The 23,074-nt window shown below is 63.1% G+C and carries 13 protein-coding genes; all 13 read right to left on the reverse strand.

Annotated elements, in window-relative coordinates; genetic code table 11:
* Window positions 1-421 precede the first annotated feature (421 nt).
* The 13 genes from KVT38_RS08440 to KVT38_RS08500 all read right to left on the reverse strand — a co-directional run bounded on the left by KVT38_RS08440 (window position 422) and on the right by KVT38_RS08500 (window position 23,073).
* On the reverse strand, window positions 422-2,431 hold the full coding sequence (locus tag KVT38_RS08440) for an alpha-amylase family protein (protein WP_217593258.1): 2,010 nt from the start codon (window positions 2,429-2,431) through the stop codon (window positions 422-424).
* On the reverse strand, window positions 2,421-7,589 hold the full coding sequence (locus tag KVT38_RS08445) for a non-ribosomal peptide synthetase (RefSeq protein WP_217593259.1): 5,169 nt from the start codon (window positions 7,587-7,589) through the stop codon (window positions 2,421-2,423). Before KVT38_RS08445 ends, KVT38_RS08440 begins: the two co-directional genes overlap by 11 nt.
* Window positions 7,590-7,601: 12 nt before the next feature.
* On the reverse strand, window positions 7,602-8,963 hold the full coding sequence (locus KVT38_RS08450) for an MATE family efflux transporter (protein WP_217593260.1): 1,362 nt from the start codon (window positions 8,961-8,963) through the stop codon (window positions 7,602-7,604).
* Entirely contained in the window at window positions 8,956-9,645 is a 690-nt protein-coding gene (locus tag KVT38_RS08455) for a dihydrofolate reductase family protein (RefSeq protein ID WP_217593261.1), read from the reverse strand. Before KVT38_RS08455 ends, KVT38_RS08450 begins: the two co-directional genes overlap by 8 nt.
* Entirely contained in the window at window positions 9,642-10,820 is a 1,179-nt protein-coding gene (locus KVT38_RS08460) for a sugar ABC transporter substrate-binding protein (protein WP_217593262.1), read from the reverse strand. Before KVT38_RS08460 ends, KVT38_RS08455 begins: the two co-directional genes overlap by 4 nt.
* Before the next feature lie 103 nt (window positions 10,821-10,923).
* A complete protein-coding gene (locus KVT38_RS08465; protein ID WP_217593263.1) occupies window positions 10,924-13,449 on the reverse strand; it encodes an alpha amylase N-terminal ig-like domain-containing protein in 2,526 nt (841 codons plus the stop codon).
* Between the two features lie 515 nt (window positions 13,450-13,964).
* A complete protein-coding gene (locus KVT38_RS08470; protein ID WP_217593264.1) occupies window positions 13,965-15,023 on the reverse strand; it encodes an alpha/beta hydrolase in 1,059 nt (352 codons plus the stop codon).
* Complete coding sequence (locus KVT38_RS08475) at window positions 15,020-16,393, reverse strand: alpha/beta hydrolase (protein WP_217593265.1); 1,374 nt, start codon at window positions 16,391-16,393, stop codon at window positions 15,020-15,022. The genes KVT38_RS08470 and KVT38_RS08475 overlap by 4 nt, the downstream gene beginning before the upstream one ends.
* A gap of 36 nt (window positions 16,394-16,429) precedes the next feature.
* A complete protein-coding gene (locus KVT38_RS08480; RefSeq protein ID WP_217593266.1) occupies window positions 16,430-17,263 on the reverse strand; it encodes a sugar ABC transporter permease in 834 nt (277 codons plus the stop codon).
* Between the two features lie 6 nt (window positions 17,264-17,269).
* Window positions 17,270-18,658 carry a carbohydrate ABC transporter permease gene (locus tag KVT38_RS08485; RefSeq protein WP_217593267.1) on the reverse strand — a complete coding sequence of 463 codons (1,389 nt, stop codon included), beginning with the start codon at window positions 18,656-18,658 and terminating at the stop codon, window positions 17,270-17,272.
* Window positions 18,655-19,968 carry a sugar ABC transporter substrate-binding protein gene (locus KVT38_RS08490; RefSeq protein WP_217593268.1) on the reverse strand — a complete coding sequence of 438 codons (1,314 nt, stop codon included), beginning with the start codon at window positions 19,966-19,968 and terminating at the stop codon, window positions 18,655-18,657. The genes KVT38_RS08485 and KVT38_RS08490 overlap by 4 nt, the downstream gene beginning before the upstream one ends.
* Before the next feature lie 821 nt (window positions 19,969-20,789).
* The gene (locus KVT38_RS08495) at window positions 20,790-21,455 is read right to left on the reverse strand and encodes a DNA-binding response regulator (protein WP_217593269.1); all 666 of its coding nucleotides are present in this window, start codon (window positions 21,453-21,455) and stop codon (window positions 20,790-20,792) included.
* A gap of 814 nt (window positions 21,456-22,269) precedes the next feature.
* Window positions 22,270-23,073 carry an ABC transporter permease gene (locus KVT38_RS08500; protein WP_217593270.1) on the reverse strand — a complete coding sequence of 268 codons (804 nt, stop codon included), beginning with the start codon at window positions 23,071-23,073 and terminating at the stop codon, window positions 22,270-22,272.
* Window position 23,074: the final 1 nt, after the last annotated feature.

Below are 23,074 nucleotides of genomic sequence, written 5' to 3' on the forward strand. Positions count from 1 at the left end.
GTCGCAATCCCGAGAATACCCTACTCTTTTTGTGCTTTCTAGGCCAAAAATTGGTACACAAACATTTATACATCATCGGCTGCCGGGGCCACAGCGGCAGCTTTTGCCGCTATCCGCTTTCGCCGCGAGGCTGCAGGGCCAATAGCGGCAGCTTTTGCCGCTATTCGCTTGCGCCGCGTGGCTGCCGGGGCCAATAGCGGCAGCTTTTGCCGCTATCTGCTTGCGCCGCGAGGCTGCAGGGCCAATAGCGGCAGCTTTTGCCGCTATTCGCTTGCGCCGCGTGGCTGCCGGGGCCAATAGCGGCAGCTTTTGCCGCTATTCGCTTGCGCCGCATGGCTGCGCCAGGCTAAAGCAAGTTCGCAAAAGCGGCACAGCCCATCCGGGCTGATGCCGCTTATCCGCTTTTTCGTCGCCTGAGCAATTAGTCCGTCGACAGTACGATCGCCTGGCGCGGCCCCAGCTTAAACCGGTCCAAACGCTGTCCCTCCAGTCCCTCGCCCGGCTCGCTGTCGATGCGCACCGCGAGTCCTCCGCCGCTCGCGCCGGCCGCGATACCGTCCCGCAGCAGCTCGGATACCGAGAGTGGAACCGCCGCCTCCGTGCCCAAGTTGAACACGGCGAGCAACGTGCCCGCTTCCGAGCGATAGCCGTATGCGACGATATCGTCCGGCGCAGCCGGCGTAAAAAAGCGGTCCGGCCTCATCAAGGGCAGCAGCCGCTTGCGCGCTTCGGACAGCCGCTCCAGCAACCCGATCATCGGCCTCGGATTTGTCCAATTCATCGTCATCTCATGGAAAAACGCACGCGGAATGTCGGAGCCGTCCGTGTTGTCGCCGAGTCCGCAGTTCATCGGCCGCTCTTCGTTCAGCTCGAAGCCGGTCGCGAGGAACGGAATGGCCCGCGGCAGAAAGTGGTTGAACACCGCAATCATCCGCGCGAGCGCCGTTCCGCCACGGCTCGTGATTCGCGGCGTATCCGCCGTCTCGGCGCAGGCGAACACATGGATGTCCAGCTCCGGCAACTCCCGGACGTAGGCGAGCAGATTGTCCTTGCGGATGTCCGTCATCACGTTCCAGCCGCTGCCGAGCATGATATTGTAGCCGACGGCCGCCGCCTTGCGGTGGTTGCGGTTGAACAGATCCTCGCTGATAAGGAGCGCGTCCGGACGGATCGAGCGGATAGCGTCGAAAATCTCCTCCAGCAGGGGAATCGGCAGCACATGCCCGATATCGATGCGAAAGCCGTCGATCCCGTAGCGCTCGAGATTGAACCTCGCGGCCGCCACCAGCACATCCCACAGCTCCCGGTTCGGCTCCTCGCCCGGATAATAGTTGCATTTAATCGTATCGAACAGCACGTAGGGCGGCTGGTCTTCGCGGATAAAGGGCCGGGCGGCCGGCGCCGTATCGCGGTACAGCCGCCAGAACGTAATATCGGTCCAGATCGGCTGCACGTCGTTGATCCAGTCCGAGTGCGCGGGCGACGTTGTGATGCCCATCTCGGATTCGACGAGCGTCAGCAGCTCCTCGCCCGTCTCTGCGGCACGAAGCTTGAGCCGCTGCCACAGCGCATCGTCCAGCACGTTCGGCGGCTGGGAAAACTGCGCGAGAAAGTCCGCGGTCTCGGCGCTGCGGTACACGGTCTCCAGCTTGTCCGGCGTGCACTCTTCAAAAAAGCCGAGCTCCGGAATATGCGGCAGCCGGAAGCCGTCCAGCGCTTCCTTGCGAATCCAGTACACCCAATCCGGGTGTGCGGCCAGCAGGTCGCTGTTGCGCGCGGTCACCCGCGGAATGAAGTCGACGACGACCCGCATGCCCAGCGCATGGCAAGCCCCAACCAGCGCGGACAGCTCATCGTGCAGCGTCAGCTCCGGCATGCCGTCGAGCAGCGGATCGTGAAGGTTCGGATCCAGCTCAAATAGCGATTGCACCGCGTAAGGAGAACCGATATCGCCCTTCAGATGCAGCGTGCTGTAACGCGTTACCGGCAGCATATAGACGATGTTCACGCCCATACGCCTAAGCAGCGGGAGCAGGAGCATGAATCGGAGAAAGGTGCCCGACTCGATCGCGCCGTCGCCATCGTAGTCCCAGGCCGTCGAATAGCGGACCAGCGTACTATAAATGATGCTGTCGTCAAGATCGGCTTCGGGCGCTGCCGCGGCCGAAGTTGCCGGTACGATCGCTGTCTCCCCTTTGTGCGCCGGTTCGCGAGCGGACGCGGCTTCGGCGGGCGAGACGCACTCCGTCAGCCGATCCAGATGCGCCGACAAAAAGGGGTAGGCATCGACGAGAATCTCGCCCCCCCGGCGCTCCGCGACGTTTGCGTATTCGCACGTATTCCAAATTTCCGGCACCCATATCCGTGTCCGGCCTTCCCCCTGCTCCGCCACGAACGCCGCGATTCGTCGCAGCGGCTCCTCAATTCGCATCGTCGATTTCTCCTCTCCCCGTATCCGCAGGCTCAATCGCCCGTGCGCCTACCCTGTACTTTACATTTGAAAATACGGTCGTCTGCTCGGTCGGCTCCCACGTCTTCGAGAACAGGCCGATCCGGTCGACCTCGTCCGGCGCATCCAACTCAAGCAACATCTCCCACGGCTCGCCGACATCGTGCCGGGCCAGAAAACGCAGCTTGCCCGCATCCGACGCCTCGACGCGAAGTCCGTGCACGGCAGCCACCTCCGGCCTTGCATACAGTTCGTAATTGTCCGTGCGCTCCGGATAAAAGACGCCGAGCAGCTTGCGTCTTGCGCAGCCGAACATGATCTTGCCTTTAGTCTTGAACTTCACGATGATGCCATTGTGGAAGCAGCCGCCGAACTTTACGTCGTTCATCGTCTCCGTCTCGAAGGCGAACGCGCCCGGCGCCGGCGAGAGCAGCAGCTGCGGCGCCTCGTCCTTCACGATCCACGTATCGTCGATGCGGCCTGCGGTATGCACGATGCGAATCTGCTCGCCCGAACGCTCGATCGCAGTTCCGTTCGGATTAAACGCCCGCAGAAGCTCGCCCTCACCCAGCTCGAACGCCTCCCCGCCTTCACGCCCCGCCTTCGCGGCCGAGACGGCCGCACTTAGCTGAAGCAGCGCCGCATCGAAAAAGGCATGCTCTTCCTCCACGATCCGCTCGATCTCGGGCATCAGGTCCGCAAAGCGATACGTCCTTTCGCCGATCCGGTCGAAAAGCGCGAGCCGAACCGGCTCCCATGATGCCGCAATCCTCGCGCTCCGCGCTCGCAGCGCTTCGATATCGGCAGCGGCGCCTCCCGCCTGCCCGAGCAGCTTGAACAGCAGCTCGTAGTAGACGGTCTTGTAATTCGAGAGCGGAATCGCCTTGGCGAACCTGCCGGCATCCTGCCGCGTCTCCACCTCGACCGCGATCTCCCGCTCCAGGAACCGGAGCTCCGACGCCCCTCGCCTCCAGCGCTCCAGCTGATCGCGATGGTAAACAAGGGATGCCGCAAGAGAGAGCGGTTCGTCCGAGGAGCGGCCAAGCGACCACAAATAAGGCATGGTGCCTTCCGCGCACCAGTTCGCGGCGTATAGCCTGCTCATCTCGTACAATGCCGCGAACGGGACGACGAAGTCCCGATAGACAGGCCGCGCGCCGTCGTCGATATGCATGTTGTCCAGCACGAACAGCAGGTCCCGCTTCACATCGTAGCCTTTGACGATAAAATAGTGCGTGTGCGGTTCGCTGCGATAATGATGCGAATAATACAGACCGTACAGATCGCCGGGCACAAGCGCCGGACGTCCCTGTTCGAGCGTGTCCGCGAGGATCGCCCTCATCTCCGCCTCGCTGCCGAACGAGCGACGGTCGATGTCCACTTGGAAAAGCGGCTTCAGTGTCTTCTCGTACAGCTCGAAAAAGTCGGTGTGCGGTTCGCTGCTGCGTTCGAACAAGTCCGCCTTCCAGCCGTCCGGGAAAAAGGTGAGACCGAACTGAGCATGGAACAAAAACAGATCGAAGCTGCCTGGCGCCAGCGAATCGAACAAAATGGCCATCGGCTTGGTGAAGCAGTTGATCTGTTCCCACGTAAAGGCGTCCCGGTTCGGCACGACGCCGCCGAGCACGCGGATCGGCGAAGGCGTCTGCACCTGCGCCAGGTCCGCCTCGACGATCGCGCGGAAGGCAAAGCGCCCCTGTCGCTGCCGTAGCAGCGAGGCGAGCCCGGCCGGGGTCGGCTCGGCATACAGGTCCGATGCCTTGGCGGGAATGCCGCGCGCCTTAAGGAGAGCGACCGCACGAAGGACATGGAGCGAATGACCGCCCCAGGCGAAAAAATCGTCGGCCGGCCCGAGCGGCTCGCCCGGCAGCAGCGAGGAAAGGCACGCCGCGATCGTATCGGCCAGCGCGCGATCGCCCTCGGCGTCGCTGAATCGGAGCGGGCCGTCGGCGACCGTCGCGCTCGCCTCCGGCGTTGGGCGGGTTTCGGACGCGCCGGCGTCGCTGCCGTCTGCGCGGACGGATGCCCGGGCCTGCTCGGCGGCGGGGGCTGCGACAGGAGCTTGCGCGGCGGCGAAGGCTTCGGCGGAAGCTTGCACAGCCCCGAATGCGGGTGCTGCGAACGCAGCCGCGCCCGGCGCCAGATCGACCAGCGCGCGCCGGCCCACCTTGCCGCGTGGCGTGAGCGGCAGCGCGGCCGGCCCCGCGAACGCCGCCGGAATCATGTACGCCGGCAGCCACTGCGCGGCGTACGAACGCAGCTCGGACGGCGGCACCGGCCGCGAAGCCGTGTAATACGCATACAGCTCGCGGATGCCGTGCGCATCCTCGCGATCGACGACCGCCGCCATCCGGACGGCGTCGTGCGCCAGCAGGCAGCTCTCGATCTCGCCCGGCTCGATCCGGTAGCCGCGGATCTTGACCTGGCGGTCGAGCCGGCCGAGATGCTCGATCGTGCCGTCCGTCAGCCAGCGGGCGAGATCGCCCGTCCGGTACAGCCTGCCGCCCGCGAGCGGATGGACCGCGAACGACCGCGCCGTCAGTTCGTCCCGGCCGCGGTAGCCGCGCGCAAGACCTTCTCCGGCGATGCACAGCTCGCCGGCCATGCCGACGGGGAGCAGCTCGCCCCGCCGGTCCAAGATCAGCACCTGCGTATTGGCGATCGGCCGACCCACCGTGATGAGACGTTCGGCGGTCACGTCCTGCAGCGTCGACCAAACGGTCGTCTCCGTCGGCCCGTACATATTGAAGATCCGGGCATCCGTCCGCTGCCTGAGCTGCGTCAGCAGCATAGGCGGCAGCGGCTCCCCGCCGAGCATCAGCAGCTCTGCACCGCCGAGGAACGGCTCCGCCGGATCGTCGCCCTCCAGCAGCAGCTGCATGCGCGAGGGCGTCATCTGCACGACGTTGACTCCGCCGCGCAAGACGAGCGACCGCAACGCATCCCCGTCCTTAAGCTCGGCTTCCGTCGCAAGCGCGACCCGCATGCCCTTGGAGAGCGGCAGCAGCACTTCGGTGACAAAGATGTCGAAGGATACCGTCGTCACGCCGAGTACGACCGGTGAGCCGGGCAGCGGCAGCGACGATGCCATCGCTTCGACGAAGTTGACGGCCGCTCCGTGCTCGATCATGACGCCCTTCGGCTTACCCGTAGAGCCCGACGTATAAATGAGATAGGCGAGGTCTCCCGCGCCAGCCCCACCGCTCAGTCCGGCGGCGCTCGGTCCAGCTTCTATCCCGGTTCCAGCCTCTATACAGGCTCCTGGCTCGTCTTCAAGCCCGTCTTGCAGTTCAACGAGCACGAACCCTTCTCCCGTCGCCGTCTTCCATGCCGCCGCGCGATCGCACATGCCCGGCGAGACCAGCAGACACCTGGCCCCGCTGTCCGCCAGACTGTAGGCGATTCGATCCGCCGGATGCGCGGGATCGAGCGGCAGGTACGCAGCGCCGGCCTTGAGAATGCCGTAGATGCCGGCGAGCAGCGCCGGCGACCGCTCCGCCAGCAGGCCGACGATCGTGCCCGGTCCGGCCCCCGCTTGCCGCAGACGCCCGGCGATCCGGTCAGCCGCTTCGTTCAGGCGCCCGTAGCTTACGGCGCGTCCAGCGCATTCGACGGCGATCCGCCCCGGCGTCAGCGCCGCCTGCGTCTCGAAAAGACCGTGCAGCGTGCGGTCCGCCGGATACGGCCGGCGCGTATCGTTGAACGACGCCAATAGGCGGAGCGTCCGATGTCCGGTCGTCATCGGCAGCTCGGCCAACCGGCGCCCGCCGTCCGCGATCATGCCGACAAGCAGCGCTGTGAGCGACTCCGCCATCGCCTCGACGCGCTGCGCGTCGAAGCAGATCTTGCGGTATTTCAAATCGACGGTGAAGCTGCCGTCCGGCGCCCATTCGTGGACAACGACGTCGAGCGGATTCGCCTGGCAGCCGGCATACAGCTCCCGCGTCTCCACGGCCAGCCCGTCCAGCGTGTCGCGCGGCTTCGTGTTGTACACGTTGACGGTCGCCTGGAACAGCCCGTCCCGGCCTTTCTTGCGCAGCTCCAGATCCTGGGTCAGCAGATCGTAGGGGTACTTCTGGTGCGGCAAGCAGGTCCTCAGCCGCTCGTGAACCTTCCGGATGAAGTCGTCCGCCGTATCCGTCTCTTCCGCCCGGATTCGCAGGGGCATCGTACTCGCGAACATGCCGAACAGTCCTTTTTCCTCGCGGTTCGTCCGGTTGTAGACGGGCATGCCGACGACCAGGTCGGCGGCGTTCGCGTCGCGATGAAGCAGGATGAGCGCCAGCGCCGCGAATAGGGCGTGGACGGACACGCCGCGCGCCTCGGCGTGACGCCGAACGGCGTCGCTCAATTCCGGATCGATGCGAAACGAATGGCGCGCACCGGCAAGGCTGCCCTCGACGAGCGGATACGGCGGCTCCGGCAGCTCGGCGAACTGCGCCCGCCAGAAGCGCCGGTCCCGCTCGAAGCGCGGCGAAGCGGCATACTGCCGCTCGCGCTCCAACAATGAGAAATAGCCGGCCGCCTCCGTCACGCCTTCCTTGTCCGTCTTCACTTCGTCCCATCGCTCGGACGTCCCGTCCGTCCGATCCGTCTCATACAGATCCGCGATTCGCTCCGACAGCAGCTGCACCGACCAGCCGTCCGCGATCGCGTGATGGAATCGGTACGTATAGCCCGTGCGGCCGCCGTCCAGCCGGAACATCGCGAAGCGGAACAGCACATCGTCGGAGAGCTGCATCGGCTCGGCGGCGCCGCGGCGTACGAAGCGCTCCAGCTCGGCATCCGGGTCCGCTTCGCCCGACAGATCGACGAGCGGAATCCCGAACGACGGCGGAGCCTCCCGCAGCCGCTGCATCAAGCCGTCCGGCGTCTCGACGAACCCGAGCCGGAACGCGTCGTGCTCGCTCACGAACCGGCGTATCGCGCGCGCCAGCCGCCCGAAGTCGACCGCGCCATGGATGACGGAGGTGCAGCCCACGACATGGAGCGACGTATCTGGATAGCGCTGCTCGACGTAGCCGATCCGCTTTTGCGGATGGGTCAGCGGAAACAAGGCGGCTGGAGCCGCGGCTGAAGCAGTGGACGAAGCTGCGGTTCCGGCGGCGGGCGCAGGACGCTCGGTATCGGTCATACGCATCGGTTGTCCTCCTTAGGCCGAGATTTGAGTGCCGGTCAGATTTTTGATCCATTTGCGCGACCGAAACCGCAGCAGTCCCGCGCCCAGGCGAACGAGCTCTTCGAGCGACAGGAAAAAATACACCCAGAACAGCGGCTGCTTCCAGACGAACGAGAGCAGCAGCCCGAGGGGGACGCCGATCAGCCAGGTGGCGGCCGACTCCATTTTGAATACGAACTTGCTGTCCCCGCCGCTCTGGAGGATGCCGCCAGCGATGATCATGTTGGCCACCTTCACCCACATGAACGCGGCGAATACCCAGAGGACGTGAACGGACAGATCGCGCACCTCCCCGGTGATCGAGAATGCCGACGCGTACAGCGGCGACAGCGCCGCGATGCCCGCGCCCAGCGCCAGCGACAGGCCGATGCCCGTGCGAATCAGCCGCCCGGCATAATCGAGCGCGAGCCCGTGCTCGTCCGCGCCGAGCCGGTTGCCCACCAGCACGCCGGCCGCACCCGCCAGGCCCGACAGCAGCCCGATGCTGAGACCTTGCAGCGGAAACGTGACCGTCATCGCCGTCATCTCGGTCGTCCCCATCCGGCTGTAAATGACGGCGTAAGCCGCCTCGCCCAGCACCCAGATCAGCTCCGTCAGCACGATCGGGTAAGTCGTAAGCAAAAACTTTCGCGCCAGATCGCCGCGAAAGCGCAGCAGATGCCGGAATCCCGCCGCGCCGGGCAGCTTGAACCGGTACACCGCCCCGACGATCAGCAGGCACTCGACGATGCGGGCCGTCAGCGTCGCATAGGCCGCGCCGGCCAGTCCCAGCTTCGGAAATCCCCAGTTGCCGAAAATCAGCAAGTAGTTCAGCGCAACGTTGACGATCACGACCGCGAGGCTGACGTACATCGGATATTTGACGTGCCCCGTGCTGCGCATGATGGCCGAATAGATCATCGTGAGCATCGTCGGCACGTAGCTGAGCGCCACGATTTTCAGAAAAATGTCGCCTTCGCCCGTCACCCGCGCGTCGGTCGTGAACAGCCCCAGGCAGAATTCCGGCATGAGAAAAACGAACGCCGAGAACGCCGCGGACAAGGACAGCCCGATAAGCAGCGTTATGCCGAGCAGATCGGTGATGCTGCGCACGTCCTTGCTGCCCCAGTATTGGGCGGCGTAAACCGACAATCCGGTCGCGAGACCCGCGAGGACGACGGAGATGACGCTGTAGATTTTGCTCGCCATGCCCACCGAAGCGATCGCCACGTCGCCGAGCTGCCCGACCATGAGCTGGTCGGTCATGTACAGGGCGGCCATGATCAAGCTCTGCAGCGCGATGGGGACGGCGATTTTGTACAAGCTTTTGTAAAAGCCGGCTTTCGTGTCATCCATGAAGCAAAGCATCCTCCCCGGCATCGCGGTAACGGGCGTAGCGCATCAGCGTGTAATTTTTGCGGGGCTGGACGTCGACGACGCTGAACCGCTTTGTGAACGACATGCGGTCGTAGCCCTGCCCGTCCACCAGCGTGATGTTGGTGCCGCCGCCGATAATAATCGGCAGCTGCATCAGGATAATCTCGTCCACGAGGTTGCGATCGAAGACGTGCCAGTTGAGCAGGCCGCCGCCTTCGACCATCAGCCGCTTGAAGCCGTATTCGGTCTCGAGCCGGTCGAACAGCGCAGCGAAGTCGACGAGCTCCTCGCCGCACACGATGACCTCCTTGCCCTTATTTTCAATCTGCCGCCGCTTGTCCTCGTTCATGCCGCACTCGGTCGTCACGATCAGCGTGCGTTCGGCGTCCGACAGAATGTTGCTCGCCGGCGGGATGTCGAGCGTGCGGGTGGGCACGATCCGGACGGGATTGCGGTTCGGCTCGTAGCGGTTGGTCAGGAAGGGGTTGTCCGTGCAAATCGTATTTTTGCCGACCATGATCCCGTCGACCTGGCCGCGGAAGCGGTGAATATAGGTCATGTCGTCCTCGTCGAACAGCTGAAAAAGCTCCTTGCTCGACTGCCCCTCGCCGAACGTCAGCTTGCCGTCGATCGAAACCTGGCTGAATACGGTCACTCTCATCCGATGTTCGCTCCTTTTTTGAGTTGATCCACATAAGCGTCCACCTCGGCCATGACGGCCCTCGCCCGTTCTTGCATGGCGGCGCGCGCCAGAGGGGCGCCGTCCTCCGGCAGCCGCCGAAGCCCTTCCTCCATGCCGACCCAGCCGGCGATCATATAAGGGCTGACCGGCATCGGCCGACTCGCTCTGAGCTGCTCGATCAGCCGGCGCTTGTTCGCGGTCCCGGCCGATTCGAGCCGTTTCAGCGCGGCGATCGAAGCGGGTATCCGCTGCACGCGGTCGGCCCACAGCCGCTGGCATTCGTCGCTCAGCATGAAGGCCGCGTAGGCGCGCAGGGCCGCGCCGCGCGGAGACGACAGCGATCCGCACGGAAATATAAGTCCGATCGAAGAGCACATCGATACGGCGGGCCGTCCCCCGATCGCCGGAATGGCGCTCACGGCCAGACGGTCGCCCAGCCTGCGGTTCAAATAGTTGTAGATCCATTCGCCTGTCACAATCGCCCCGATGTGCCCCTCGGCAAACCGTTCGAGCAGCGTCGTCGCACCGTCCAGGCTGGCGATTCTGCCCGACGCCAAACCGCGCCGCAGGAACGCCAGCGCTTGCTCCACGGCTTCCGTATCGAGCGACACCCGACCGCCCTCCATCGGCCAACCGCCGAAGGCGGTCAGAAAAGGGATGAAGTTGTAGGCTTGACCGAGATCGAGCCCGAGCGGAACGATCCCGGCTTCCCGCAGACGCACCGCTTCTCTCTCCAATTCGTCCCAGGTCTGCGGCGCTTCGGGATAATGCGTCTTGTTGACGTAAAGAACGAGGTGGTTGCCCGTGAGCATGGGAACGCCGAACAGACGTCCGCCGATCCGCATCGTATCGAGCGCGGACGACGCGACGAAGCCATGCAGCATGGCTTCGTCCACTTCGGACAAGCGCGCAGCCTCCCAGTAATTCGCCATATCCGAAGGAACCATCGCCATGTCCGGTCCCCCGCCGTCCTCCGGCAGCCGCGTCAGCCGCCGGCCGAGGTCCGCGATGCTCATCGCCTCGGCCCGCACCCGAATCCCGTACCGTTCCTCGTACATCCGCCCGATCTCCTCCAGCACTTCGACCGAAGTGTCTCCAGGCCCGTCGAATTCGTGCCAGATCACCAGTTCTTCAACCTTCCTGCCCGCGCTCATGCGTCTCGTCCCCCTTGTTAATCGAGATATTTCCGTGTGCGCTGTGCTCGCGCTGGATTGCTCATGGTCTTCCGCGACCGGTCCGCGCTCTCCCGTCCGAACCTCATCCCGCCTCTTCCACCGCCGCGCCAGCCCACGGCGCGAACACGGTCTTGATGGCCTCCGAGACGATCCGCTCTCCCGTCGCCGGATCGTAGCCGAGCAGCTCGCGCACGGCCTGCTCGTGCTGCTCCAGACCGTACCGCCCGGTGACGAGCGAATCGAGTCCCGGCATCGTCTCCGCGAGCTGCAGCGCGAGCGGGAACGTGCAGCGATACTCGCCAGCGCCGACGATGCTGATGCCGTTCTGGACGAGCCGGACCGGCGAGATCGAGTAGCGGTACGTGGCGTCGATGCCGAAGGGCACGATGCGCCCGCCCCGCCCGATCCAGCGCTCCGCGGCCTCGAGCTGGTTGCCGACCGCGTCGATGACGACGTCGAACCTGCGTCCGCCGGCGATCCGCTCAACGACGGCTTCGAGCTCGTCCGGCAGGCAGGCCGCGTCCGCGATCCGCTGCGCCGCCCGCAGGCGCGCCGGGTTCGGCTCGGTCGCGACCGTCAGGCGTGCGGTCGCCCGGCTCGCCATCTGGCAGAGCAGCCCCATCGGCCCCGAGCCGATGACCAGCACCGCGTCGTCTCGCTTCACCTGCGCCTCTTGAAGGTTGTGGAGCACGCAGGCGAGCGGCTCCACGAGCACACCGCGCTCCCAGGACATGCCGTGGGGCAAGCGATGCACGAACCGCTCCTCGGACACATAGTAGCGCGCGAACGTTCCGGGCGCGTTCAGTCCGGCGATCGCCATCCCGCCGCCATAGCCGACGCACAGATTGGGCATCTCCCGTCTGCAATACTCGCATTCGCCGCAGCTCCAGTTTGGATCGATAACCACGCGATCGCCGGGCCGCAGCCGCCGGACCGACCGTCCGGTCTCGACCACGGTGCCGACCGCCTCATGTCCGCGGGTCACATGCGGCACGCCCTCCTCCTTGCCGGCGTTGAAGGCCACGACGATTCGCTCGTCTCCGGCATAGCGCTCGTACGCCAGCGTTCGCCCGCCCGCCGGCGCATGCAAAAATCGGATGCCGCCGCCGCGAAGCGCGCCGTGCGACCGGCGCAGCGCGATCATGTCCCTGTAAAACGCGAACAGCCCTCGGTTTTGCGCCTCCGGCTCCCACACCATGCAGCGCCGGTTGTCGGGATCGTTTTCCCCGCTCATGCCGATCTCGTCGCCGGAGTAAATGCAGGGCGCACCGATATACGTGAATTGAAACAGCACCGCGAGCTTCATTCGCGCCTCGTCGCCGCCGCACAGCGTCAGCAGGCGCGCCGTGTCGTGACTGCCGAGCAGCTGGAAGGAAGCCTCGCACACCTGCTGCGGATACATCGCGAGCTGCTGCGAGACGACGTTCGCGAACGTCTGCGCGTCGATCTTGCCGGTTGCGAAAAACTTGATCGCCAGATCCCGCACCGGGTAATCCATCACGGCGTCGAGCTGGTCGCCCCCGAGCCATGCCATCGCGTCGTGGAAAATCTCCCCGAGCAAATAGGCGTCGGGCTTCGCCGCCTTGACCGTCTCTCGCAGCCTGCGCCAGAAGCGGTGATCGATCTCGTTGGCCACATCGAGACGGAACCCGTCGATATCGGCCTCGCGCAGCCAGTACGCTGCCACTTCCAGCAGGTACTCGGCCGTCGCGGGATGGGACACGTTCAGCTTGGGCAGATCGGCCTCGTAGCCGAATGTCTCGTAGACGAGCGGGGCGCCCGAGTGCGGATCCGGCCAGCGCCGCACATGGAACCAGTTCGCGAACGGCGATGCCGCGCCCCGCTCCAGCAAATCGACGAACGGCGGGAAGCGGCTGCCGGTATGGTTGAATACAAAATCGAGCAGCACGCGAATGCCGCGCGCGTGACACGCTTCGACCAGCGCCTTGAGCGTCTCGGCCGTACCGAACTGCGGGTCGACCGCATAGAAGTTCTCCGTATCGTACTTGTGGCTCGACGGCGCCTGAAACAGCGGCGTAAAGTAGATCGCGTTCACGCCGAGCGCCGACAAATGATCGAGCTTGTCCATCACGCCTCGCAGGTCGCCCCCGAAGGCGTTCTGCTTCGTCGACGCGCTCCCCCATGGCTCGAACGGACCTCCCGCCTCCGTCTCGCCGCTTCTCGCGAAGCGGTCCGGAAAGATCTGATAGAACACGGCGTCCTTCACCCAGCCGGGCGGCCGGATCGCATCGTCCGGGTTCATGTACGGATACTCGAAGTTGCCGAACGACTCTTCCGGAGGCTGCTCGTCGAGCCAGCGTTCGCCATAGTAAATCCGCTCCTGTCCGGACGTCAGCAAGAAGCGGTAGCTGAGCCTGCGCGAATCGACCGCGATATCGGCCTCCCAGTAGTCGTACAGCGCATCGGCAAGCTTGATCTCCATCCGCGTGCGACGCTCGGTGCCGTGCCAGTCGTACTTGTCTCCGTAGCAGACGACGGCTTCGTCGATATCGCCGCGCGCCGCGCGCAGCCTCACCCGCACTTGCTCGTCGTCGTACATAAAAGCCCAATTCTGCTTGTGGCGATGATAGAGCGCTCCTCGATTCATCTCCGTCCTCCTCTTCGATTCGTGTCGATCGGGTTAAAACCATAGCGCTTGCGCTAAACTAAACCGGACTTGATCCCTCCCGGGCCAAAAAATAGAAAAAGGCACAGCCCCGACTTGCGTTCGAGGTTGTACCTTTCGGTAACATGGCCTTCAATTTTTCCAGATTGTAGCACTATATTTTTGCTTTTTCAATATCTTATTTTGGCATGATCAGAAGATCGGGAAAATACGACAAGCCCCGAAAACGCCACAGATACGCGGTTTTTGTCAAACTTCTATGCCTTAAGCTGCACACGAAAGGGGTCAATCAAACGCGTTTTACACGTCGACAGAAGTTCCATTTATTACAGTTAAATGGAATCTAAAGTTTTGCTTTCTTTTTCATTTTCAACGGTAGCGAGCCTTCATGCGCCAAGGCCAAGGAAACCGGTTTTCCTTTTTATTTCTATAAAGTTAAAAAAACGGCGACGATGCAGAAGCTCGCCGCTTCCGCACCGCCGCCGTCGTCGGCAGCCTCACTCTCCCGGCGGCCATACCGCCTGCGCCGTTCGTCCCTCGAAAGAATAGGCCGCGCGTACCGGAGCCGCATACGCGCCCCGGACGATGCCGCCGTCGTCGACGCGCGCGACGCCTTCCACGGGTCCACTCGCCGCGAAGCCCCCGCCCAGCGGCGTCAGGCGCAGCCCCCCGGCGTACGACGCCGCCGGCACGAACCGCCCGATCGCGTCCGGCCCGTGCAGCGCCGTCGCCGGCGCAGGCTGAAGGCTGACTTCCGCCAGCTCGCCCGGCTGTCCGAAGAAGTGGAGCAGCGGCAGCGCGACGCGCGCTTCCCAATCGGCTTCGGTGTGCGCCGCCTCCGGATCGAAGTAATACGCCAGCTGCCGATTCGGCTCGTAGCCGGCTGCGAGCAGCTCGTCGACGAGACCCCGAACGTGCTTTTCCAGGATCAACGTTCCTTCCTTGCCGCCCGTATCGATCCAGATCTTGCGGAGCGGCGGCCTGCCTTTGAATCTTGCATATACCCGCGTCTCCGCGAGATTGTCGGGATTGACGTAATAAAGGTAAGGCGACATGATGCCGATCATGCCGAAAACGTCGGCTCTCCGCATGCCGATATGGTAGGTGACCTGGCCGCCGCGCGACGATCCGAGCAGTCCGGTATGCGCCGGACCGGTCTTCGTCCGCAGCACCGCGTCGATGTAAGGCTTGAGCTCCTCTATCAGGAATCGCTCGTACAGCTCGCCCTTCGGCGTAATGTCCATTTTGTCGCGGGCATAATCGACGCCTTCGAGCGCATGCGTGTACTCGTCCGCGCGCTCCGTCTGCATATTGGCGGCCCCGACCATAACGATCTCCTCGATTCGTCCCTCCGCGATGAGGCGGTCGGCGATGCGGTGCAAATTCCACGATTGCCCGTTGTAGCCGGGGTGGAATACATTCTGACCGTCGTGTAAATACAGCACGGGATAGCGTCGCTCGGAGCTTTGGCTGTAGCCGGGCGGCAAATAAATATAGATGTCCCGCTCGTTATCCAGCAGTTCGGAACGGAATTTGTCGATGCGCAGCAGCGTCATGCCGTCTCCTCCTCTTCTGCGGCCTCGCCGTTCCGGCGCGGCGCCATGTCGATCCAGCCCTTCACCTTATACGCGGCGAGCAGCCCCTCTTCGGCCTGAAGCAGCCGATACGGGACTTCCCTGCCCCATTCGTCGGATTCGTCGCAGCCCATGCCGCGGGAGATGCGGAATTCGACCGCGAACCCGCGGGGCAGCGCGAACGTGCCGCCGTACAGCCGCTCGCCGATTTTCGGCAGCTCGATGCCCGCGTAGATCATCTCGGTATCGGGCGTATCGGGCGGCACCTCGACGCGGAAGCTGACCCGCACCGTCTGCGGCAGGCCGGCGACGACCGCGACCGCCCGCGTGACCTGCTGATTCGCCGCGTTCGTGTACGTCACCTCGGCCGCGCCCTCTCGGCGGGGCACAATCGTGCCGTCCGGCAGCACCGAGAGCACCGACGGCTGCGACACGGCATACGCGCCCTCCAGATTTGTGGCGGCGAACCCGCTGTCGTACTCGTCGACGGGGTTGAACCACGCGGCCGGCTCCGTCAGGCTGACGGTCTCCGGTCCGTGCAGATGCGATCGGGCGATGCTCCCCGGATGCCCGAACAGGAAGATCAACGGCTCGTGAAGCCGGGCTGCCCAGTCCTTCTGGTAATGACCGGATTCGGGCACAAGATGATACATCAGATCGGCCCCGGGAAGGAAGCCCGCTTCGATCATGGCGCCGACGACGGTCCGCACATGCCGCTCCATTACCGTGAAGCCCTCCGCGCCGCCGACGTCCATCCAGACGCGGATCGGCGGCTTGAAGCGGTGAACTTCGCTAAGCCACAGCTCTTGCTCCTGGCTCTGGTCCGGCCTTACGAAAAACGGGCAGAGCGCGCCGACGAGGCCGAACGTCTCCGAACGGCGGAAGCCGAGATTGTAAGCCATCAGCCCGCCTGCCGACGAGCCGAGCACCCCGGTATGGGCCGCTTCCGGCAGCGTCCGGTATTGCCGATCGATGTAAGGCTTGACTTCCTCCGCCAGAAAGCGCTCGTACAGGTCGCCTTGCGCGCCTTGGCCGAATACCTTATCGAGCCACGGCACCGGATGCATATATTCGGCCACCCGCACGCCGGTCACGTGGGCGACGCCTACGATGATGATCGGGCGAATCAGCCCTTGTGCGATCAGGCGGTCAGCGGTCTTGTGCGCCTCCCAGGAGCCGCCCCGGCTGTCTGCGGCAAATACATGCTGTCCGTCCTGCATGTACAGCACCGGGTAGCGGACGTCCTCATTCGCTGCATCTCCGTAGCCGTCGGGCAAGTAAATATAGAGCTCTCTCTCATTGTCCAAAAATTCAGACCGGAATCCGGCCAGCGTTACGATTTTTGACGGCATGACATCCTCCTGTGCGCCGCTGGGGCGCAATGATGGTCAGCCCTTGTCCGCTCCCGCGGCCAGGCCGTGAATCAGGTACTTCTGGAAAAACATGTACAGCGCGGTGATCGGCAGCGCGGTCAGCACGGAGCCGGCGGCGAACAAACTGAAGCTGGAGTTCATTTTGTCCGACACCATGCCGTACAGTCCCTGCGCCAAAGTCATCTTGTCGGAAGAGCGAAGCACGATCTGCGGCAAAATGAAGTCCATGACCGGGCCGATGAACGCCGTCAGCATGACGAAGGTGATCGCGGGAACCGACAGGGGCAGAAGGATGCGGACGAATACGTCCGCACGCCCGGCGCCGTCGATGATCGCGGCCTCTTCGAGGCTGCGGGGAATCGTGTCGAAGTAGCCCTTCATCACCCACACCCCGAACGAGACGGAGCCGCCCGTGTAGATCAGGATCAGCCCCAGATGCGTGTTGAGCAATCCCGTCTGAAGCAGCAGCACGAAGATCGCCATGATCGACAGGAAGCCGGGGAACATCTGAAGCACGAGCAGCGTCATGAGCCCGACCTGCCTCCCCTTGAACCGAAGGCGCGAGAAGGCGTAAGCCGTCACGGTCACGAGCAGCGTCGAGAGCAGCATGTTGGAAACGGAGATGAACATCGTGTTGCGGTACCACAGCGCGAAGTCCGTCTCGCGCAGCAGCCGCCCGAAGTGCCGAAGCGTCGGATGCTCCGGCACCATGCTGCTGATGAGCAGCGTATCGCCGGGATTCAGCGCCGTGCCGGCGACCCAGACGAGCGGATACACCGTCGCGGCGAAGATGGCGGCCAGCAGCGCATACAGCCCCGCAGCGACAAGATGGTCTTGCATACGTTTCATGGTCGCTCAATCCTTTTCTCGGAACGAATGGGTGCGGCTGTAGTTCAGCACGGAGACGAGCGCGACGACGACGAACATGACGATGGAGACGGCCGAAGCCATGTTGAACTGGTTCTGCTCGAGCGTCATCTTGTAGATCCAGGACAGCAGAATGTCGGTCGAACCCGCGAAGTAGTAGTCGGGATTCGGCGGTCCGCCGTCGGTCAGCAGATAGATCAGGTTGAAGTTGTTGAAGTTCGATGCGAACTGCATGATCAGAATCGGCGACGTCGCGATCAGCACATGCGGCATCGTAATCCGTCTGAACTTCGACGCGCCGCCCGCGCCGTCCACCTCGGCCGCCTCGTACAGATCTTTGGGGATCGTCGTGAGGATGCCGGCCAGCAGCGCCATCAGAAACGGCATCGACATCCAGAAATGCACGAGCAGCACCGTCAGCTTGGCGACCGTCGGGTCGGACAGCCAAGGGACGGCGGGCAGTCCCGCGCGCTCCAGCAAGCCGTTGACCGGACCGAGCGCGCCGTTGAAGAGCACGCGGAAGACGAGGATCGCGATGAACGAGGGGAATGCCCAGGGCAGCACGAACGCCGTTCGCCACAGCTTTTTGAACCGGACCAAACGGTGCTCGATCAACAGCGCGACGGCCAGGCCGCCGAAGTAGGCGACAAGCGTGGACAGCACGGCCCAGACGACGTTCCAGGCGAAGATGCCGCCGAAGGTCGACGTCCATGCCCGGTCGGACAGCAGGCGGGAGAATGTCTGCAGGCCGGTCCAGCTAACAAGGGAGCGGTCGGGAATATGGTTCGGCGACGCGTAATTCGTAAAGGCAATCAGCACGTTAAACAGCATGGGCACGACCGATACGAAAAGGACGAATAGCAGCGCTGGCGCGAGCAGCAGCAATGCCGTCCGGCCGTCGCGGGGGCGACGATGGGTCGGCGCCGCTCGCCCAAGCTTCGGGAGGGCTTGGGCCGCCGCCGCTGCGTCGCCGTACCGGCGCGTCCCGGAGAACGCCCCTCCGCCCGCGATCAAGGCAGCGCGGTGTCGATAAGCGTCGGCCACGTTCAACGCGTGGAGCAGCAGCAGCGCCGCGCCCGCGAACAGGGCGAGCAGACCGTTGATCAACAGGAAAATCGAATGGTCTCCCCGCACGAGCGTGCCGTCGACGATCCGCGTCGGCGTGTCGCCAAGGGTGATCAGTCCTTCGAGCGCACGGCCGATGCGCGGCACGCCGACGATCAGGGCGACGGCGTACGCCGCCATGAAAATTGCGCCCTTGGCGTATTGGCGGTTCAGCAGCTGCCCCCCACCCGCGCAGACCGCGGACAGCAGCCCCGCCGTCGCCGGGCCCGCCGGACCGGCGCGATACGCGATCGCGCGATCTCCCCGGCTCATCCGTTTGTCTTCATGGCGGTGCGCATCTGATTCGCCATGTTGTCCAGCGTCTTTTTAATGTCAGCGCGGTCGTCGTTCCAGATGACGGACAGCGCAGCGTAGGAAGGCACCCACAGTGCCGAGGTCTCGGGGATGACGGGCAGCGGCGTCGCGTTCTGCAGTTGGGCGAGGAACGAGGAGACGTTCGGATCGGCTATGATGGCCGGATCGCTCACCAGATCTCGCCGCGTGGGCAGCTGCGCGGTCATCTCATAGCGGAGCTTGGCGTTGTCGCGGCTCGTCGCCAGCTCCGCGAACAGCTTGGCTGCGTTCGGATATTTCGTGTAGGAATTGACGAACAGCGACCGCACGCTGATGAGACTCTTCGGATGCTCGCCGTTCGGCAGCAGCGGCAGCTGGACGACGCCGAAGTCGACGCCCGCCTTGCGCAGGTTGGCCATCTGCCACGTGCCTTCGATCATCGCCGCCGCCCGGCCCTCCTGGAACAGGCCGGAGATGACGTTGTTGTTGATGTCCGCCGTATTCAGGGGGAACAGCGCCTTCAGACTCCTCGCGAACTTCATGCCTTCGACCGCGCCTTCGCCGTTCAGTCCGATATCTTCCGGGTTTGTGCCGTCGTCGCCAAAAATATAGCCGCCGTAGCCTGCGATGAAGGCATGCGCCTGATAAATCTGGGCGACATCCCAGGCGAGGCCGTACTTCTTGGCGACGGGATCGGTGAACGCGCGGCCGAACGCCAGCAGCTCCTCGAACGTCGCCGGCTCCTTGGGCATCAGCTTCTTGTTGTAGTAGAGCGCGTAAGTGTCGGCCGACATCGGGTAGCCGTAGAGCACGTCCTTGTAAGTGATCGCCTGCGCGACGGACGGCATGACGTTCTCGAGCACGTCGTTCTGCGTACGGTCGTTTGGCAGCATCAGGCCGGCGCTCACGCCCTTGCCGATCGCATCGTGCGGCGAGGAGAACACGTCCGCGCCCAGTCCCGCGGGGCCGTCCGTCATGAGCTTCCCGACCGTGTCGATGGACGGGACGACCTCTACCTTGACCTTCACGCCGTAAGCGGTTTCAAATTGCTTGCCTATCTCCTGCAAAAACGCCCGTTCGTTTCCGTCGGACTCCCATACCAACAAGGAAGCACCCTTTTCAGGCTTGATGTCAGCGCTTACATTTTGACTGGGCGAAGTGTCTTTTGTTGCGGTCTCCGGACTGCTGTCCTGCCCGCCGGATCCCGCATTCCCGCCTGCGCATCCTGCGGCCGATACCAGCACCATCGTGAGCGCCAGCGTCTTCGCTATTTTGTTTTTTTCAGGCAATCGATCCCACTCCTTCTCGGTTGACTTAATCGTTTAAGTTAACTGCTAGTTCAAGTTATCACGAACAGTTTGTCCATGTCAATATAAAACTTGAATTTTATTCAAGTTTTGTCGCAAATCGTCGATCATTTGTTTTTGCGGTTTTAATAGCGGTACCGCGTGCCTCTATCACGGTCGCCGAATCGACCAATCGACTACTAGCGGCACGAAATGCCGCTAATGCGTGCCCCTAAGCTAACCAAAGACCATTAGCGGCATTGCGTGCCGCTAACCCCTATCGTCGCACCACTAACCAACCACTAGCGGCACCAAATGCCGCTAATGCATGCCCCTGCGCTAACCCAAGACCGTTAGCGGCACCGCGTGCCGTTATCACCCATCACCGATTCGTCCAATCGACTACTAGCGGCACGAAATGCCGCTAATGCGCGTAACCGTGCTCCCTGCTGACCCATAACGGCACCGCGTGCCGCTAACGCCCATCGTCGCACCACCAATCTACCACTAGCGGCACCATGTGCCGCTAATGCATGCCCCTACGCTACCCAAAGACCGTTAGCGGCACCGCGTGCCGCTAACGCCCATCGTCGCACCACCAATCTACCACTAGCGGCACCATGTGCCGCTAATGCGTGCCCCTACGCTACCCAAAGACCGTTAGCGGCACCGCGTGCCGCTAATATGCGTCAATTTGCTCCCCACCACCCCTTAACGCCACCGCATGCCGCTAATGCGTGTCCCTACGCTAACCAAAGACCGTTAGCGGCATTGCGTGCCGTTAATGTGTGTCACCGTGCTACCCGCCGACCGTTAACGGCATCTTACGTTTCAAAGTAACTCCCTTTTTGACCAAGACGATAGGTCCGCACGCGTTGGACGCCGCTGGCTGCTTCCAGCCAGCCTTGCTCGGTCATTTCGTGTAAAAGGTTGCGTGCATGTCGCGGACGGATGCCAAGCACATCACATGCTTCGGCAGGTGAGAATGGCCGCTGCAGCTTATTCGCGAATCTGACGATCTCCCGCTGTTTCAGCGGAAGAGAGATCTCTTTCGTTTCCCCGAAGTCGCCATACAGCTTCCCCAGCGTGAACTGGACAAACCGTCGACATTTGTTAGGCTGGTCACGGATCATATCCAAGGGCATGCGAAATATGATCCAGCCGTTGAGTACAAGGTGGTTTTGCCGCTCTCGCTCGTATTCGAACGTTCGCCGACTCGTGTGCTGCCCATGCGTCTTAAAGTCGTCAATCTCCCAACCAACCTTGTAAGGCGGTCTCAAGTAAGCATTATCGACGTAAAAGTATCCCTCTCCAAAGCCGGGTACCTCATATTCCGCTTTTAGATAATTTAAATTCCCTACACCCTTAAGCCATATTTCCTTCGTAAATAACGCTTCGTTAAAAGCGTGTCCTTCGAGCAGCCTGCGCAAGGATTCGCCCGTACGCCCCCGGCGCTGTTCCTCAAGCCATTTCCAATATAACTCTTCCATTCGACGCCTTCCTCCCATAAGCGGCAATAAAAAAACCGCCAGCTCCAATAGGAGAGGCGGTGTTCTTCACGCGCAAATATTTATAAAATGAGTATACTTTTCCGCGCCTTTGCGGGCAAGAGGAATTTGTCCAGGGCTTGGGCGAAATTCGGTTGTCGCAGGAGGCGGTACGTTATTCTCGGCATAAGGGACTATTTAGTCTTAGTGCGGCTCTGAGCGGCGGCAAGCATTAGCGGCATGCCATGCCGCTATCATCCACAGCGTGCCGCGCCAGAGCGCCTTAGCGGCATCCCATGCCGCTAGTACCCGTAGCGCGCCGCGCAAAGAGCACCTTAGCGGCATTCCATGCCGCTATCGCCCCGCAGCGCACCGCGGCAGAGCGCCCTAGCGGCACCCCATGCCGCTATCACCCGCAGCGTGCCGCGCTAGGCGCCTTAGCGGCATCCCATGCCGCTATCACCCCGCAGCGCGCCGCGCCAGAGCACCTTAGCGGCATTCCATGCCGCTATCACCCCGCAGCGCGCCGCGCCAGAGCACCTTAGCGGCATTCCATGCCGCTAGTACCCGCAGCGCCCCGCGCCAGAGCACCTTAGCGGCATTCCATGCCGCTATCGCCCCGCAGCGCCCCGCGCCAGAGCGCCTTAGCGGCATCCCATGCCGCTATCACCCCGCAGCACGCCGCGCAAGAGCGCCTTAGCGGCATTCCGTGCCGCTATCGCCCCACAGCGCGCCGCGTCAGAGCGCCTTAGCGGAACTTTCTTCCGCTATCGCCCGGAGAGCAGTAAACTCACGTGCGATAGCGGCGCTTTTCCCCCTAGCTCCCCGCCCCCCGGTACCGCTTCACGCCGCGGTTCCATACCGCGAGGCCGATGCCCGCCGCGATCAGGCCGACGACCGGCGTCATCCACGCCATGAAGACGCTGCGATGCGCCTCGAGGAAAAACATGGCCGGATACACGCCGACGAAGGCGAACGGCAGCACCCAGGTGAGCAAAAAGCGGATGCCGCGGTTATAAATTTGAACCGGGTAGCGGCCGTAGCTCTGGATGTTGTACATGAGCGGGATGATGCCCGTCGGCGCGTCCGAGTAGAACGAGATCGCCGCCAGCGTCACGTAGATGCCCGTGTAAATGAGCACCGAGCCCAGCACCATCACGACGAGCACGAACGGGTCGTACCAGTCGAACGCGAGCCCGAGCTTCCCCCACGCCGTGCCCATGATCGCGAGTCCGACGAGCGAGGAGACGAGCGACGGCGGGTCCACGTTTTCCAGCATAACCTGAGCCAAAGAGTGGGCCGGCCGCGTCAACACGCGATCCATCTCACCCTTGATGATGTAGCGATCGCCGAAGTTCCACAAGTTCGTAAAGGCGCCGAACACCCCTTGCGCGATCATGAAGTAGCCGTAAACGAACACGACCTCGGATTCGCTCCAGTCCCCGAGCGTCGGGGTGTGCTGGAACACAATAAAGATGAACAACAAATTAGTCAGCGAAAAAAGCAGGTCGCTCACGACCTCCACCCAGAAGTCGGCGCGGTACGTCAGCTTGACCTTGGCATAATTGGCGATGTATTCCTTGAACAGGCCGAACGTGTAGCCCAGTCTCGACAGTCTCATT

This window comes from Cohnella sp. GbtcB17, assembly GCF_019091135.1.
In the GTDB taxonomy this organism is placed as follows: Bacteria; Bacillota; Bacilli; order Paenibacillales; family Paenibacillaceae; genus Cohnella.

Bases quoted from the DNA above. Each gene is read 5' to 3' on its own strand.
- KVT38_RS08470 (WP_217593264.1), bottom strand. From the start codon at position 15,023: ATGACGCTGCTGCGCATCGACAAATTCCGTTCCGAACTGCTGGATAAC.
- KVT38_RS08445 (WP_217593259.1), bottom strand. From the start codon at position 7,589: ATGCGTATGACCGATACCGAGCGTCCTGCGCCCGCCGCCGGAACCGCA.
- KVT38_RS08475 (WP_217593265.1), bottom strand. From the start codon at position 16,393: ATGCCGTCAAAAATCGTAACGCTGGCCGGATTCCGGTCTGAATTTTTG.
- KVT38_RS08485 (WP_217593267.1), bottom strand. From the start codon at position 18,658: ATGAGCCGGGGAGATCGCGCGATCGCGTATCGCGCCGGTCCGGCGGGC.
- KVT38_RS08465 (WP_217593263.1), bottom strand. From the start codon at position 13,449: ATGAATCGAGGAGCGCTCTATCATCGCCACAAGCAGAATTGGGCTTTT.
- KVT38_RS08460 (WP_217593262.1), bottom strand. From the start codon at position 10,820: ATGAGCGCGGGCAGGAAGGTTGAAGAACTGGTGATCTGGCACGAATTC.
- KVT38_RS08480 (WP_217593266.1), bottom strand. From the start codon at position 17,263: ATGAAACGTATGCAAGACCATCTTGTCGCTGCGGGGCTGTATGCGCTG.
- KVT38_RS08440 (WP_217593258.1), bottom strand. From the start codon at position 2,431: ATGCGAATTGAGGAGCCGCTGCGACGAATCGCGGCGTTCGTGGCGGAG.
- KVT38_RS08450 (WP_217593260.1), bottom strand. From the start codon at position 8,963: ATGGATGACACGAAAGCCGGCTTTTACAAAAGCTTGTACAAAATCGCC.
- KVT38_RS08495 (WP_217593269.1), bottom strand. From the start codon at position 21,455: ATGGAAGAGTTATATTGGAAATGGCTTGAGGAACAGCGCCGGGGGCGT.
- KVT38_RS08455 (WP_217593261.1), bottom strand. From the start codon at position 9,645: ATGAGAGTGACCGTATTCAGCCAGGTTTCGATCGACGGCAAGCTGACG.
- KVT38_RS08500 (WP_217593270.1), bottom strand. From the start codon at position 23,073: ATGAGACTGTCGAGACTGGGCTACACGTTCGGCCTGTTCAAGGAATAC.